The sequence below is a fragment of the Enterococcus sp. LJL99 genome, from assembly GCF_054871725.1.
Map to the genome: position 1 here is coordinate 370,009 of NZ_JBTXLT010000002.1, position 14,030 is coordinate 384,038.

The 14,030-nt window shown below is 32.8% G+C and carries 12 protein-coding genes; 9 read left to right on the forward strand and 3 right to left on the reverse strand.

Features of this window, described 5'->3' with window-relative positions; translation table 11 throughout:
* Window positions 1-96 precede the first annotated feature (96 nt).
* The 4 genes from ACYSNW_RS05005 (at window position 97) to holA (ending at window position 4,874) form a co-directional block, all read left to right on the forward strand.
* Entirely contained in the window at window positions 97-717 is a 621-nt protein-coding gene (locus tag ACYSNW_RS05005; protein ID WP_461743365.1) for a helix-hairpin-helix domain-containing protein, read from the forward strand.
* A gap of 209 nt (window positions 718-926) precedes the next feature.
* Complete coding sequence (locus ACYSNW_RS05010; protein WP_461743366.1) at window positions 927-1,430, forward strand: ComE operon protein 2; 504 nt, start codon at window positions 927-929, stop codon at window positions 1,428-1,430.
* A 52-nt stretch (window positions 1,431-1,482) separates the two neighbouring features.
* A complete protein-coding gene (locus tag ACYSNW_RS05015; RefSeq protein ID WP_461743367.1) occupies window positions 1,483-3,732 on the forward strand; it encodes a DNA internalization-related competence protein ComEC/Rec2 in 2,250 nt (749 codons plus the stop codon).
* 110 nt (window positions 3,733-3,842) lie between these two features.
* Window positions 3,843-4,874, forward strand: coding sequence for a DNA polymerase III subunit delta (gene holA, locus ACYSNW_RS05020; RefSeq protein ID WP_461743368.1), 1,032 nt, complete (start codon window positions 3,843-3,845; stop codon window positions 4,872-4,874).
* A gap of 162 nt (window positions 4,875-5,036) precedes the next feature.
* Here the strand turns inward: holA and rpsT are convergent, their stop codons facing one another.
* Entirely contained in the window at window positions 5,037-5,291 is a 255-nt protein-coding gene (gene rpsT, locus ACYSNW_RS05025) for a 30S ribosomal protein S20 (RefSeq protein ID WP_461743369.1), read from the reverse strand.
* 213 nt (window positions 5,292-5,504) lie between these two features.
* Here rpsT and ACYSNW_RS05030 point away from each other — a divergent pair, with 213 nt between their 5' ends.
* Entirely contained in the window at window positions 5,505-6,155 is a 651-nt protein-coding gene (locus tag ACYSNW_RS05030) for an HD domain-containing protein (RefSeq protein ID WP_461743370.1), read from the forward strand.
* A gap of 280 nt (window positions 6,156-6,435) precedes the next feature.
* On the opposite strand, the gene ACYSNW_RS05035 is transcribed toward ACYSNW_RS05030, so the two are convergent.
* Entirely contained in the window at window positions 6,436-8,355 is a 1,920-nt protein-coding gene (locus tag ACYSNW_RS05035; protein WP_461743371.1) for a heavy metal translocating P-type ATPase, read from the reverse strand.
* A gap of 494 nt (window positions 8,356-8,849) precedes the next feature.
* On the reverse strand, window positions 8,850-9,680 hold the full coding sequence (locus ACYSNW_RS05040; RefSeq protein WP_461743372.1) for an undecaprenyl-diphosphate phosphatase: 831 nt from the start codon (window positions 9,678-9,680) through the stop codon (window positions 8,850-8,852).
* Between the two features lie 178 nt (window positions 9,681-9,858).
* Between ACYSNW_RS05040 and ACYSNW_RS05045 the strand changes: the two genes are divergently transcribed.
* The 4 genes from ACYSNW_RS05045 (at window position 9,859) to ACYSNW_RS05060 (ending at window position 13,985) form a co-directional block, all read left to right on the forward strand.
* Window positions 9,859-10,350 carry a PTS sugar transporter subunit IIA gene (locus tag ACYSNW_RS05045; protein WP_461743373.1) on the forward strand — a complete coding sequence of 164 codons (492 nt, stop codon included), beginning with the start codon at window positions 9,859-9,861 and terminating at the stop codon, window positions 10,348-10,350.
* Between the two features lie 201 nt (window positions 10,351-10,551).
* Window positions 10,552-11,661, forward strand: a complete 1,110-nt coding sequence (locus ACYSNW_RS05050) for a DUF871 domain-containing protein (protein WP_461743374.1) — start codon at window positions 10,552-10,554, stop codon at window positions 11,659-11,661.
* Entirely contained in the window at window positions 11,624-12,511 is an 888-nt protein-coding gene (gene murQ / locus ACYSNW_RS05055; RefSeq protein ID WP_461743375.1) for an N-acetylmuramic acid 6-phosphate etherase, read from the forward strand. Before ACYSNW_RS05050 ends, murQ begins: the two co-directional genes overlap by 38 nt.
* A 19-nt stretch (window positions 12,512-12,530) precedes the next feature.
* A complete protein-coding gene (locus tag ACYSNW_RS05060; RefSeq protein WP_461743376.1) occupies window positions 12,531-13,985 on the forward strand; it encodes a PTS transporter subunit EIIC in 1,455 nt (484 codons plus the stop codon).
* Window positions 13,986-14,030 lie beyond the last annotated feature (45 nt).

Below are 14,030 nucleotides of genomic sequence, written 5' to 3' on the forward strand. Positions count from 1 at the left end.
TTTTTAGTCAATGGTAGATAAACAAAAAAGAAAATAAATTATTATTTTAAATGTGAATTAAATCTATTTGCGTATTTTATAAATAAGGAGGTTAAAATGGATTATAAAGAATGGGTGAAGAAGTATAAAAAATATTTATTAGTAGGTTTAGTTGTGATGGTGTCGATTTTAGTTTCATTGTTAGCATTTTATTATCAGAAACTTACTATTAACGATGCTGATAATTTGGAAGTGATAAAAAATAGTAGTCAAGGACAAAGTAGTGAAATGGTAACTGGCTCTACACCTCTGCTGTATGCTGATGTAAAGGGCGCTGTTAAGAAACCAGGAATTTATCAGATAGACGAAGAGATGCGTGTATGGGATGTTGTACAGCTTGCAGGGGGAGTGCAGGAGAAAGCTGATACTAAAAATGTCAATTTTGCAGAAAAAGTTTCAGATCAAATGGTGATTTATATACCAAATGAAGGAGAAGTAGTAGAGCTTGATCAAGAAACAACAAGCGAAAAAATGAAACAATCGAATAAGGTGAATTTAAATACAGCAGATGAGACAGAATTACAAACATTGACTGGTATAGGACAGAAAAAAGCACAAGAAATTATTGCATATAGAGAGGAAAATGGTGGCTTTAAAGCAATCGATGAGTTGAAAAATATCTCTGGAATTGGAGACAAGACGTTTGAAAAACTCAAAGAATCCATTAGTGTGAGCTGAAGTCTAATTTGAATCAAGTAAGACTTGATAAAGCAACATAGTTACACAAGTTTAATAAAAATTATCGAAGCTTTTCAAAATTTAGAGAAAAAGATTCTTGACGAGAGTATTACTATAAATTATTCTTTTTATAAGAGTAAAAAAATGATATAATTCAGCGGAATATCAAAGTAAAAATGATTGTATATCAAATAGAATGGAGCGATTAAATGACTTTAGAACGTATTCCTTGGGACCAATATTTTATGGCTCAGAGTGTCTTATTATCTTTAAGAAGTACATGTACACGTTTAGAAGTAGGCGCAACAATCGTTCGAGATAAACGAATGATTGCTGGAGGCTATAATGGTTCTGTCAGTGGGGATGTTCATTGTATTGATGATGGATGTTATGTGGTAGACAATCACTGTGTCCGTACGATTCATGCGGAGATGAATGCCATTTTACAATGTGCAAAATTCGGCATTGCAACAGAAAATGCCGAAATATATGTGACTCATTTTCCTTGTTTACAATGCACCAAGATGATTTTGCAAGCAGGAATCAAAAAAATTCATTATTTAAAAGATTATCGAAATGATGCCTATGCATTAGATTTAATCAAACAAGTTGGTGCTGAGGTAAATCAAGTTGTTTTATCAAAAAAATATTTTGCTGAATTACAATTAGGAGAAGAGACTGAACGATTTAAAGACTTCTCTGAAACAGAATAATAATTATTGGATTTTTTCAGTAATATTCTTGATTGGGCCAACCATTTGCTTATTGAAATTTCATTGGTTGGCTTTCTTTTTCTCAATTTTCATATTGATTCGAGTCTTAGCAACTAGAAATAAAGCAGTGATTTATGGTTGCTTTATATCGCTGTTGATACTGTTGCTTTCTGTAGCACATATTCGTATAAAAGAATCAAGAACACGTTTTGACGAGCAAACGACTTGGAACGGTAAGCTTTTTGTTAAACCAGATCAGTTTGAGGTTGATGGGGATCTTTTAAAGGTAGAAGGTTCTGTAGTAGGAAAAGTATATCATAAGCAAAAAATGGTGGCATTTTATCGAATCAAAACAGAAGAAGAACTGAGAGAATGGCAAGCAATTGATCAGCTAGTAACACTCTCAGTTTCTGGGCAAATGGAAACACCGCTTCCAAAAACGAATTTAAACGGATTTGATTACCAAAACTACCTGAAACAAAAGGGAATCTATCAATTACTTCAAATTGAGAAAATTACAGAGATTAAAAAGGAATCCATCAATTTTAGCAATTTACCGAGTTGTCTATCAATTTTGCGAAAAAAGGCAATTAATTATTGTAATAACACCTTTCTAACAGAGACAGCAATGTATTTTAATGTTCTGTTATTTGGTTTTAAAGCAAATGAATTTGCTCAAAAGCAAACGATTTTGGCAAGCATTGGGATTCTTCATCTATTTAGTCTTTCAGGAATGCATGTGGCTTTTTTTCTCAATAAATTTCGTCTTTTCTTTTTGAAATTCGGCTTTATGAGGGAACAAGTTTTTTGGTTGGAACTTCTTTTTTGTTTTTTTTATGCTGGTATCACAGGTGGATCAATTAGTATTATTCGAGCACTTTGTCAATCCTGTATAAAATTATTTAATCGTCGTTTCGATTTAGGATTATCTCAGTTAGATTGTTGGAGTTGTACCCTTTTGATTTGTTTATTATTTTCTCCTTATCTATTATTTTCGGCAGGTGGTCAACTTAGCTTCGGATTATCTTTTTCTATCCTATACATTCATCCAATTGCAAAGAGAATAAAATCAACTTGGCTACAAACAATCTTTTTTTCTCTACTATTAAGTTTAGTGACGATTCCAGTAATAGGACTGTCTTTTTTTGAATGGCAAGCAACTGGCAGCTTATTTACTTTTCTTTTAATTCCATTTTTTGAAAAATTCTTACTTCCAATGATTTCCCTCAGTTTTATTAGTTCATTCTTATTTTTGGTTCCCTTTTATCAAGGAGTTTTAGAAAAATTCTTTAGTCTTTTACAACTCGTATTTGATTGGTTCGGTCAAAACACCGTTTTTACGATTGTGACTGGTAGCTTTACACCCTTAATGTTTATTTTATCATTTATAGTAATTTTATTATTACTAGATTCTTTATTAAAGAGATCGAAAAAAACGCTTTTGCTTTTATTTGGTTTAGTATTGATTATGAATCAAAAATATTTTTCAGCTAAAGGAATTCTTGCTTTTGTTGATATTGGTCAAGGCGATAGCATTTTTATTCAAACCCCTTTTCATGCTGAAAATATCTTGATCGATACAGGAGGGAAAATGGAGATAGGGAAAGAGCCGTGGGCAATTAGACAAAAAGCAAAAGCTAATGCTGAAAATTCATTGATTCCTTTTCTAAAAAGTCGCGGAGTGAAAAAATTAGATAAAGTTTTTATTACTCATGGACATCAAGATCATTTTGGTGATTTATTGATTCTGAATGAAAAAATTCCGATAAAAGACGTCTATTATCCAGAAGGAACTGAACAAAAAATAGGCTTTCGAACCATAATTCAAGCTTTAAAAAAAGCTGGTACCAAATGTTATTCAATTTTAGCCAATACGACACTTGAGACCACTATAAATATGAATGTACTTGCTCCTAAAGTTGCTGGCGTAGGTGATAATAATGATTCATTAGTTTTATTCAGTCAAATTGCTAGGAAAAAAATTTTACTTACTGGTGATTTAGAAAGTCAAGGAGAACAACAATTAATCGCAGAATTCCCAGATTTGGCAATAGATATATTAAAAGTAGGTCATCATGGAAGTAAGACATCAAGCTCAGCTGATTTTATCAAAAAAATCCAGCCAAATGAAGCGATTATTTCTTGTGGAAGAAACAATCGTTTTGGTCATCCGAATCAAGAAACGCTTACTACCTTAGCAAAAAATCAAGTAACGATTTATCAAACGAAGGAGAATGGGATGATTTATTATGAATGGACACCTGTTACTTCATTATCCGCTGCTAAAACCATCTTAAAATAGTCTTAGTAAGATTTAAAACTTGGTTAGTGAGTTTCTTATGAAGAGTTCAAAGAGATGCTAGTAATTCTTGCTAGCTCATGATAGGATGGAAAAGAGAAAAGAGGGCAAATATGAATTTACAAAATGCATTAAAAGAAATCCGATCACAAAAATTTTCTTCTGTCTATTTATTACAAGGAACAGAAACTTATTTGATTGAACAATTTAAACTAGAATTAACTAATCAAGTTTTAAAAACTGAAGATGATCAGTTTAATTTATCTTATTTTGATATGGAACAAGTGCCTCTTTCGGTTGCAATTGAAGAAGCAGAAACGATTCCGTTTTTTGGAGATTATCGCTTAGTATTTATTGAACATCCATATTTTTTAACAGCTGAACGAAAAAATATAGCTATAGAACATAATATTGACGCTTTGATTCAATATTTACAACAACCTTCGCCTTCAACGATTTTAGTGATTGTAGCAAATTTTGAAAAGCTTGATGAGCGAAAGAAAATCACTAAAAATCTAAAAAAACTTTCAGAAGTTGTGGAAGTTAATCCTATGGGAGAACGTGAAGTTCGTCAATATATTGAGCAAACTATTCATAACGAAGGCTACACTATTCGTTCGGAAGCATTTGATTTATTGTTACAATTAACAGATTATAATTTGTCTAAAGGAATGGGAGAAATGCAAAAATTATTTTTATATGCTTTAGACTCAAAAAGTATTACATTAACTGCAGTTAGAGAGTTGGTACCGAAATCATTAGAGCATAATGTTTTTGATTTAACGAACGATGTTTTATCTGGTAATAGTGAGAAGGCGATACAGTTATATGAAGACTTGTTGTTGCAAGGAGAGGAAACAATCAAATTAAATGCTATTTTACTTAATCAAGTCCGTCTATTCTTACAAACAAAAATTTTAGCTAAATTAGGGTATCAACAATCTAATATTGCAGAAACGGTGAAGGTACATCCGTATCGTGTAAAACTAGCTTTGCAAAAAATACGGAATTTCGAATTAAAGCGATTAGAGGAAATCTATGATGAATTAGTTGAAAATGATTATAAAATGAAAACAGGGAAAATGGAAAAAGAACTCTTATTTGAACTGTTTATCCTAAAAATGTCAAAGCAATTAAGTAGGTAGTATTTTAATTCAAACAGAGCAGGTATTTGAAACAGGACGTGTTTTTCAAGTGATTGAAAACTTAACAAGTATCAGGATTGAAGAGATGAAAAAAATTTTATTCAATCTCTTCAATCTGTGAATAAAAAAAGAAGCTAACAAAACGTTAACTTCAAGAATTCATTATTTAGCGATTTTTTTGCCCAAACGAACTTTGTCGCGGTTTGCTTTGTTTTTATGGATTAATCCTTTTGATTCAGCCATATCCACAGCTTTTACAGCTTCATTATATAATGCATCTACGTTGTCACTTCCAGCGGCAACAGCTTCTTCAAATTTTTTGACAGCTGTACGCATCGCATTTTTTTGAGATGAATTTTTAGTATTCGCAGTAGTGTTTGTGCGTACACGTTTAATTGCAGATTCAATATTTGGCATTTCTTTCACCTCCGATAAAATAGGGTCTTACATATGGAAATCCATATGTAATTCAACATTAATCATTATACCTAATCCAACCTCTCATTGCAATAAAAGATGACAAGTTTTTTCCCTTAACACTAAAATAGTTTCTTAATCTATTAATTTTATTCTAAAAAATGGCAAGTAAAGAAAATTTTTAAATAACAACGAGGAGGAATTATTATTTAAATGACTAAAGAAGAACAACTAGAAAGAATCAAAAACTATGTAGAACAAAAGCTTTCTAAGGATCAAACGGGTCATGGAATAGACCATATAAATAGAGTTGTCGATATGGCTGAAAAAATAGCTTTCACTGAATCCTGCAACAGATTTATTGTAATTTCAGCCGCTTACCTGCACGATGTGGTTGATGAAAAATTAGTTGTTGAACAAGAGCAGGCATATTTTGAATTGATAAATTTTTTAAAGGAAATTGATTTGACCACTAATCAAATTGCTGAGATCATTACTATCTTGAAAAATATTTCTTTCAGTAGTAATTTGAAAGAAAGAAAAGAATTAACCATTGAAGGGAAAATCGTTCAGGATGCAGACCGATTAGATGCAATGGGAGCAATAGGGATTGCTCGAACATTTTACTATGGTGGTCATAAAAAGCATCTCATGTTTGATCCCAAAGAAAATGCAAGAGCTAATTTGACTAAGGAAGAATATCGAAAATCCAGTACGATTATTAATCATTTTTATGAAAAGTTACTTCTATTAAAAAATACTCTAAATACCTCATATGCAAAGAAAATAGGTGAAAAAAGACATCTATTTTTAGAAAGCTTTTTAAATGAGTTTTTAAACGAAATGAATGAACCAAGAATTTAGTTCTTACTGATTGAAAATATTGTATTAGATAAACAGAAAAGGGAAGGGATAGACAAAGATGGTTAGTGACAAGAATGAAAGGTAAGCTATTGAATTGTTTTGTTCTTCGTTTTTTTTGAAATAAGCGCCAGCTCATAAAACTTTTACATGAGTTGGCGCTTGTTATTATGGGGGGAGGGAGCTTAGGTTCTCGTAATAAACCAGAGCTAAAAAATATTAAGATTATCATTTGTTCGGTTTTAGAAACTAAGAATAAATCGATTCTTAACTTTGGTCTATTTTAAGCTAATTTTCGTGACGAATGAATCGTAGGCGTATTTTTTGTTTTTTCTTCAGTAATTGGAATTGTTCGTAACATTCTCAAACCATTTAAAATAACTAAGATAGTGCTTCCCTCGTGACCAATTACCCCCAAAGGTAAGTTGATGATTTGGAAAAAGTTTGAAGCAATCAATAAAAGAATAACAGTTACTGAAAAAAGAATATTAATTGTCACAGTTTTTTTTAATTTTTTAGATAACATATGGCTCATTTGTAGTTTTTCCAAATCATTTTTCATCAAGATCATGTCAGCAACGTCCATAGCAATGTCTGTTCCTTGTCCCATAGCGATACCAATCGCTGCATTTGCAAGAGCAGGAGCATCATTGATTCCATCACCCACCATAGCGTTAATCCCATATTGTTCTTTTTGTTGTTTGATTAATTCATTTTTATGTTCAGGCAAGCAATCCGCATGAACTTCATCAATATCAAGAATATCAGCTACTGCAGCAGCTGTTTGCGCATGATCTCCCGTAATCATCGTTGTATGAATGCCTTCATTTTTAAAATAGGCTAAAGTATTTTTGGCTTCTGGTTTTGGAACATCTAACAAACCTAAATAAGCGACGATTTTATTTTCCTTAAACAAGTAGATGACTGTTTTGCCTTCTTGTTGTAACTTATTGATTAAAGCAGCTAGTTCTTCAGAAACTACCGTTTGTTCGTTTAAAGAACTTTTCCCTAATTGCCAAACGACAGAATCAATCGTTGCCTCCATACCGAAACCTACGATATCCTTTACATCTAATTCATCATAATTTTTAGTATTTTCATTATTAAAATGTTTGATAATCGCTTGTGCTAATGGATGAGTTGATCTTCTTTCTAAGGCAACCAAAACATTTAGAGCCTCTTGTTTATCAGATAAGAAGATAGCATCCGTGACAATTGGAATTCCTTTGGTAAGCGTTCCAGTTTTATCAAAGGCAATTGCTTTTAACGAAGCAAGATTTTCTAAATAAACACCGCCTTTAAACAGAACGCCATTTCTAGCGCCATTTGAAATAGCAGCCAAAGTTGCTGGTGTAGCAGAAGCGACTAATGCACATGGAGAAGCAACAACTAATAAAACCATTCCTCTATAAAAACTTTCATTCCAAGACCAGCCTAAAAAGAAATAAGGAATAATAATCATTAATGGGATAGCAATCAAAACAGCTTTTACATAAATATTTTCAATTTTTTCAATAAAACTAGCTGTTTGGGAAGGCGTATTTTGTGCTTCATCAACAAGACGAATAATTTTTGCGAATAATGTATCCTCACTGTTTTTCGTTACTTTCATTTTAATAGCATTTCCGAGATTAATCGTACCACCAAAAAGTTCATTTTGATTTTTCTTTTCTACAGGAATCGATTCTCCACTAATTGCCGCCTCATCAATCGTTGTAGCATCACTAAGTAAAATTCCGTCGATAGGAATACTAGCTCCTTTAGGAACTAAAAGTAGATCGCCAATATGTAATTCACTTACTGGAACTTCGGATGTTTCACCATTTTCATTTAGAATCAGGGCATTTTCAGGTTGCATATTCATTAAACTAGTAATTTCATTTTTGCTTTTATTAGTTGTATATTCCTCTAATGCGCCACTTAAACAGAAAATAAAAGTTAACATTGCACCTTCAAACCAGTTACCAATAATACAGGCACCAATCGCTGCTAATGCCATTAGTAAATCCACATTTAAACGTTTGTCTTCAAATGTTTCGATTAAGCCTTCTTTTGTTTGTTTAAAACCGCCAAAAAGAATAGCAAGGACAAAACTAATATAGTAAAATTGGATACCTACTTTTTCCAGTATAAAACCAAGAATCATAAAAATAAGACATACCGCCGTAGAAAACATTGCTTTTTTTTCATTAGATAATATCATTGTAATCACTCCTCAAATAGAGCATAACATAAAAGAAATCTAATTGATAATGAAATTGTGTAATTGAGAACGATAGTGATTATCAATTAGAAAATAATCATATAAATAAAGGTTTTGATGTTGTTAGTTAAATATATTTATTCTAATTTAGAATGATAATCATTATCATCGTTTAATTAAAGTTTTAGCCTAATTATTAGGCTTGAGTTGTTGAATGAAGCATTAAGTATTGCCTGCTTGTAAGTGGTGAGGAAAAATGGATTTTCGGAATTCTGATTATTTTACATCGTGTGGCTGTTTGTCTCAACCTCTTTATTTTTATTCTGAAAGTGTTTTGTTCTAGTTCACTTAAAATTAATCTGTACTATTTCGATTAAGTGAACTACAAAAAACGAATATTTACAAAAAATAAAACTTGAATTTTGTAAATGTTCGTTTTTATATTGATTAAATTGTTATTTACAAGAGTAGCTGTTTATCTCAATCTCTTAGAATCAAGAAAATAGCCAATAACTAATCAAAAATACTCCTAGTAAAATTCGATACCATCCAAAGACAGTAAAATCATTTTTCTTGATGTAATTGATCAAGAACTTGATGACGATAACAGAAACTACAAAGGCAACAATACAACCTGTCAATAAAATTATCGTTTCTGAAAAACCAAAACTATTCCCTTTCATAATAAATTTTCCTACTTTTAGAAAACTTGCACCAAACATCACAGGAATTCCTAAGAAAAAAGAAAATTCAGTTGCAACGAAGCGAGAAGCGCCAATCATAATGGCTCCTAAAATAGTTGCACCAGATCGTGAAGTACCTGGTATCAAAGAAAGAACTTGGAAAAAACCTACAATGACAGCAGCTTTATAAGTGAAACTTCTTAAATCCGTACATTTTGGTTGACGAGTTTTATTTTTCTTTTCAATTAAAATGAAAGCTACTCCATAAACAATTAACATCAATGATACCACGAAAAAGTTATGGAATTTTGCCTCTAACCAATCATCCAGCGGAATTCCTATAATTGCTGCAGGCGTACAGGCAACTATAACCTTTGACCAGAGAATCCAAGTATCTTTTTTTTCTATCTCAGTTTTCTGAGGAGAAAAAGGGTTTAGTTTATGGAAATATATTACAACAACTGCCATAATAGCACCAAGTTGAATCACAACATTGAACATTTCCATAAAATCTGAACTTAAATTCATTTTGATAAATTCGTCTACTAAAATTAAATGACCGGTGCTACTAATCGGCAACCACTCAGTAACACCTTCAATGATTCCAAAAATAATTGCTTTCCAAAGATTAGACAAAAGCATATATTCATCCCTTTCTGAAAAAAATGTCAATCTACTATTAGTATAACTGTTTGATGATAAGAAACACAACAAAGGATTAAAGAAAAAGTAAAAAAAAATAATAGTCTCAGTCATCTATTGTAATTATTCGTTTCTTTTCTTATACTTATACTAGTTTCTAATAAATGGAGGGAATATCATGTTTGGATTTTTAAAAAAGAAAGAAGCACCAGTTATTAATGATACATTATATGCAGTAGCAACAGGAAAGATAATTCCAATTACTGAAGTGAATGATCCTGTTTTTTCTCAAAAAATGATGGGTGATGGCTTTGCTGTAATTCCTGAAAATGGTGAAATATACGCTCCTGTTGAAGGTGAAGTACTAAGCGTTTTTCAAACAAAACATGCAATCGGTATGAAAATGGCAAATGGTTTGGAAGTTTTACTACATATGGGAATCGACACGGTTGAATTAAATGGTGGCCCATTTGACGTGAAAGTTTCAGATGGAAGCAAGGTAAATAAAGGAACATTAGTTGCAGTCGTTAACCTTGATGACATTAAGGCAGCTGGTAAAGCAACGGATATGATTGTTGTTATTACGAACTCTGATGCCGCAAAATCAATTGAGTTAACTAAAACAGGTGACGTTGTTGCTGGTGACGAAGTTGGTCATGCGAAAGCTTAAAAACAAATAATGATAACTTAATAAGAAAACTAAAAAGTGGAGAGAGCTGATACAGTTCTCTCCACTTTTTTGATGCAAACTTTTATAATAAATAGTTTATTTGAAATTATATTTCATTTTTTGGCTTAAAATTTGTTGTAACTTGAAATTATATTTTATTTATACTATAATGAAGTCGTTCTAGTGAAGGAGGAAATTTAAATGAATGGATTATCTGTATTTTTAGGCGAAGACATAGATCAAAGAAAAATAGATTATTTGCATAAGATGCAACAAGCTGGTTTTAAAGGCATCTTTACCTCCTTACATATTCCAGAAGAAGATGCAAGTCTTTATTTTGATCGATTAAAGGTTCTTGGAAAGCATGCTCAAGAACTGAAAATGAAGTTGATGGTTGATATTTCTGGAGAAGCTTTAGCTAAAGCAGGTTTTTCATTCGAAAAACTTGATCAGCTTTTGGAAATCGGTGTTACTGGGCTTCGAATGGATTATGCAATTTCAAATCAAAAAATAGCAGAAGCCTCAAAAACTATAGATATTGGACTAAATGCGAGTACGATTACCCTAGAAGAACTTAAAGAACTAAAGCAACATGGTGCCGATTTCGAGCGTTTTGAAGCTTGGCATAATTATTACCCTCGACCAGAAACTGGATTGAGTGATGCGTTTTTAGTTGAAAAAAATAGTTGGCTTAAAAAAAATGGCATTCGAACATTTGCTTTTGTTCCAGGTAACCAACGATTAAGAGGTCCGTTAAAAGAAGGACTACCAACTTTGGAACAACATCGATATGTTAATCCATTAGCAGCCGCAATTGAGCTTAAAGAATCGTTTTGTGTGGATGCTGTTTATATTGGTGATCCAGAAATTGATGACCGAACAATCAATCAGTTTTCTTACCATGAAAATGAAAATATTTTGCTTTTAGAAGTAGAATCATCTGGTAGTGACTATTACTCACTTATTCTTGGCAATCATGTCAATCGTCAAGACGATGCTAGAGATGTTATCCGAAGCGCAGAAGCAAGATTTAAAGTGATTCCTGAAATAGTTCCTGAAAAAGCCTATACCAAGGAAAGAAACAAGGGTAGTGTTACGATTGATAATCAACTTTATGAACGATATATGGGAGAAATTCAATTAACGAAACATGATTTAGAAGCAGATCCTAAAGTAACCGTTGCAGCAACGGTCGTAGAAAAAGATCACTCATTGATTAAAGCAATTCATGCAGGTAAAAAATTTAGATTAGTAGAAAGTGGGCAAATAGCAAATGAATTTAGAAAACCTAACGACAGAACGAAGAAATAAAGATACGATGAATCTTGATCAAATGACGATTGTAGAAGCATTAGAAAAAATGAATACAGAAGATCAAAAAGTTGCGATTGCAGTTAAAGAAGCATTGCCTGAAATTGCCCCAGTAATTGAAAAGGCAATTGAAAGCTTTAATAAAGGTGGACGTTTAATTTATATGGGAGCTGGTACAAGCGGTCGCTTGGGAATTTTAGATGCTGCGGAATGTGTACCAACTTTTGGTGTTGAACCTGAGCTTGTTCAAGGATTAATCGCTGGCGGCGAACAAGCGATGACAGTAGCAGTTGAAGGGGCAGAAGACTCAAGTGAGTTAGGAAAAGAAGATTTAGTTCATTTGAATTTAACAGATAAAGATATCGTTGTGGGGATTGCAGCGAGTGGAAGAACGCCTTATGTAATCGGTGGATTAGAGTATGCAGCTCAAATAGGTGCTGTAACTGCTTCGATTTCTTGTAATAAAAACGCTGAAATCAGTCAATTCGCTCAATTTCCAATTGAAGTGGATGCAGGACCAGAATTTTTGACAGGTTCTACAAGATTAAAATCGGGAACTGCTCAAAAATTGATTTTAAATATGTTATCTACAATTTCAATGATTGGAATTGGGAAAGTATTCAATAATTTAATGGTTGATGTCAAACCAACAAATGAAAAGTTAGTTGAACGATCTAAACGAATTATTATGGAAGCAACGGATTGTGACTATGAAACAGCTGAAAAATACTTTGTAGCAGCAGATGAAAATGTAAAACTAGCAATTGTTATGATCTTGACTTCTTCAACAAAAGCAGAAGCAGAACAAAAATTAATCGATGGCAATCAATTTATAAAAAATACAATATAAATCAATAGGAGGAAGAAAAGTGGCTGAAGAGAAAATCACACGTATAGCGAGGGAAATCTATAGCAAAGTTGGTGGTACAGAAAATGTATCTAAACTTCGTCATTGTATGACACGTGTCCGTATGGATATTCGCGATTACGACTTAGTGGATTTAGAAGAATTAAAAAATATTGACGGTGTTATGGGAGTGGTTGAAGACGATACTCTCCAAGTCGTTATTGGACCAGGAACAGTAAACAAAGTGGCACAAGAAATGGTAGATATGGTGGGTGTCAAACTTGGCGACCCGTTCCCAGAAACAATTGTTACTGAAGAAACTGAAAATCATTCAGGAAAACAATTAGTTGAAGAAAAAGCGGCACAAATGAAAGCTGCCCAAAAGCAAAAAAATAATAGTAATTCTGGATTTAAAAAAGTATTAAAATCAATTTCTAATATATTTGTTCCATTGATTCCAGCCTTTGTTGGTGCAGGAATTATTGGTGGAGCTGCTGCCGTTATGTCAAACATGCTAGTAGCGGGACAACTCGATGCTTCTTGGCAACAGTATATTGATGTATTAAACATTATTAAAAATGGTATTTTTGCTTATCTTGCAATTTATACTGGTATCAATAGTGCGAATGAATTTGGTGCAACACCAGCTTTAGGTGGGGTCGTTGGTGGGATTACTATGTTGACAGGTATGAACCCCGAAGCCCCACTGCCGAATATACTAACTGGTGGCTCTTTATCAGCTGGCCAAGGTGGAATTATCGGAGTAATTTTTGCGGTATGGTTACTTTCATTAGTTGAAAAACAATTGCACAAATTCGTCCCAGATGCGATTGATATCATTGTAACGCCGACAATCTCTTTATTAGTTATTGGTTTATTGACAATCTTTTTGATTATGCCAGTTGCTGGATTAATTTCAAATAGTTTAGTTGGATCAATAAATGTTATTTTAGAAAGAGGCGGAATGTTAGCTGGTTTTACACTAGGTTTAACCTTCTTACCGATGGTCATGTTTGGGTTGCATCAAATTTTGACCCCAATTCATATCGAAATGATTTCTCAAACAGGAATGACCCTGCTTTTACCAATTCTAGCAATGGCTGGTGGTGGACAAGTTGGAGCAGCAATTGCTCTTTGGATTCGTTGTAAAAAAGACACTCAACTTGTTGAAATGATTAAAGGAGCTTTGCCTGTTGGGATTCTAGGAATTGGTGAACCACTTATTTACGGTGTAACATTACCTTTAGGACGTCCATTTGTAACTGCTTGTATTGGTGGAGGTATCGGTGGAGCTGTAATCGGAGCTTTTGGGAATGTTGGAGCTATCGCAATTGGACCAAGTGGAGCGGCTCTTATTCCATTAATTGCTAACAACCAGTGGATGGCTTATGTCTTAGGTTTACTTGCTGCGTATGCAGGTGGATTTGTAGCAACCTTCTTCTTTGGAATTCCAAAAGATTTAAAAGAAACAAATTAATAAAAGGTAAACAGTTGAGAGAACTGCTATAATGCATAATCTCAA

Bases quoted from the DNA above. Each gene is read 5' to 3' on its own strand.
- ACYSNW_RS05005 (WP_461743365.1), top strand. From the start codon at position 97: ATGGATTATAAAGAATGGGTGAAGAAGTATAAAAAATATTTATTAGTA.
- ACYSNW_RS05010 (WP_461743366.1), top strand. From the start codon at position 927: ATGACTTTAGAACGTATTCCTTGGGACCAATATTTTATGGCTCAGAGT.
- holA (WP_461743368.1), top strand. From the start codon at position 3,843: ATGAATTTACAAAATGCATTAAAAGAAATCCGATCACAAAAATTTTCT.
- rpsT (WP_461743369.1), bottom strand. From the start codon at position 5,291: ATGCCAAATATTGAATCTGCAATTAAACGTGTACGCACAAACACTACT.
- ACYSNW_RS05030 (WP_461743370.1), top strand. From the start codon at position 5,505: ATGACTAAAGAAGAACAACTAGAAAGAATCAAAAACTATGTAGAACAA.
- ACYSNW_RS05035 (WP_461743371.1), bottom strand. From the start codon at position 8,355: ATGATATTATCTAATGAAAAAAAAGCAATGTTTTCTACGGCGGTATGT.
- ACYSNW_RS05040 (WP_461743372.1), bottom strand. From the start codon at position 9,680: ATGCTTTTGTCTAATCTTTGGAAAGCAATTATTTTTGGAATCATTGAA.
- ACYSNW_RS05045 (WP_461743373.1), top strand. From the start codon at position 9,859: ATGTTTGGATTTTTAAAAAAGAAAGAAGCACCAGTTATTAATGATACA.
- ACYSNW_RS05050 (WP_461743374.1), top strand. From the start codon at position 10,552: ATGAATGGATTATCTGTATTTTTAGGCGAAGACATAGATCAAAGAAAA.
- murQ (WP_461743375.1), top strand. From the start codon at position 11,624: ATGAATTTAGAAAACCTAACGACAGAACGAAGAAATAAAGATACGATG.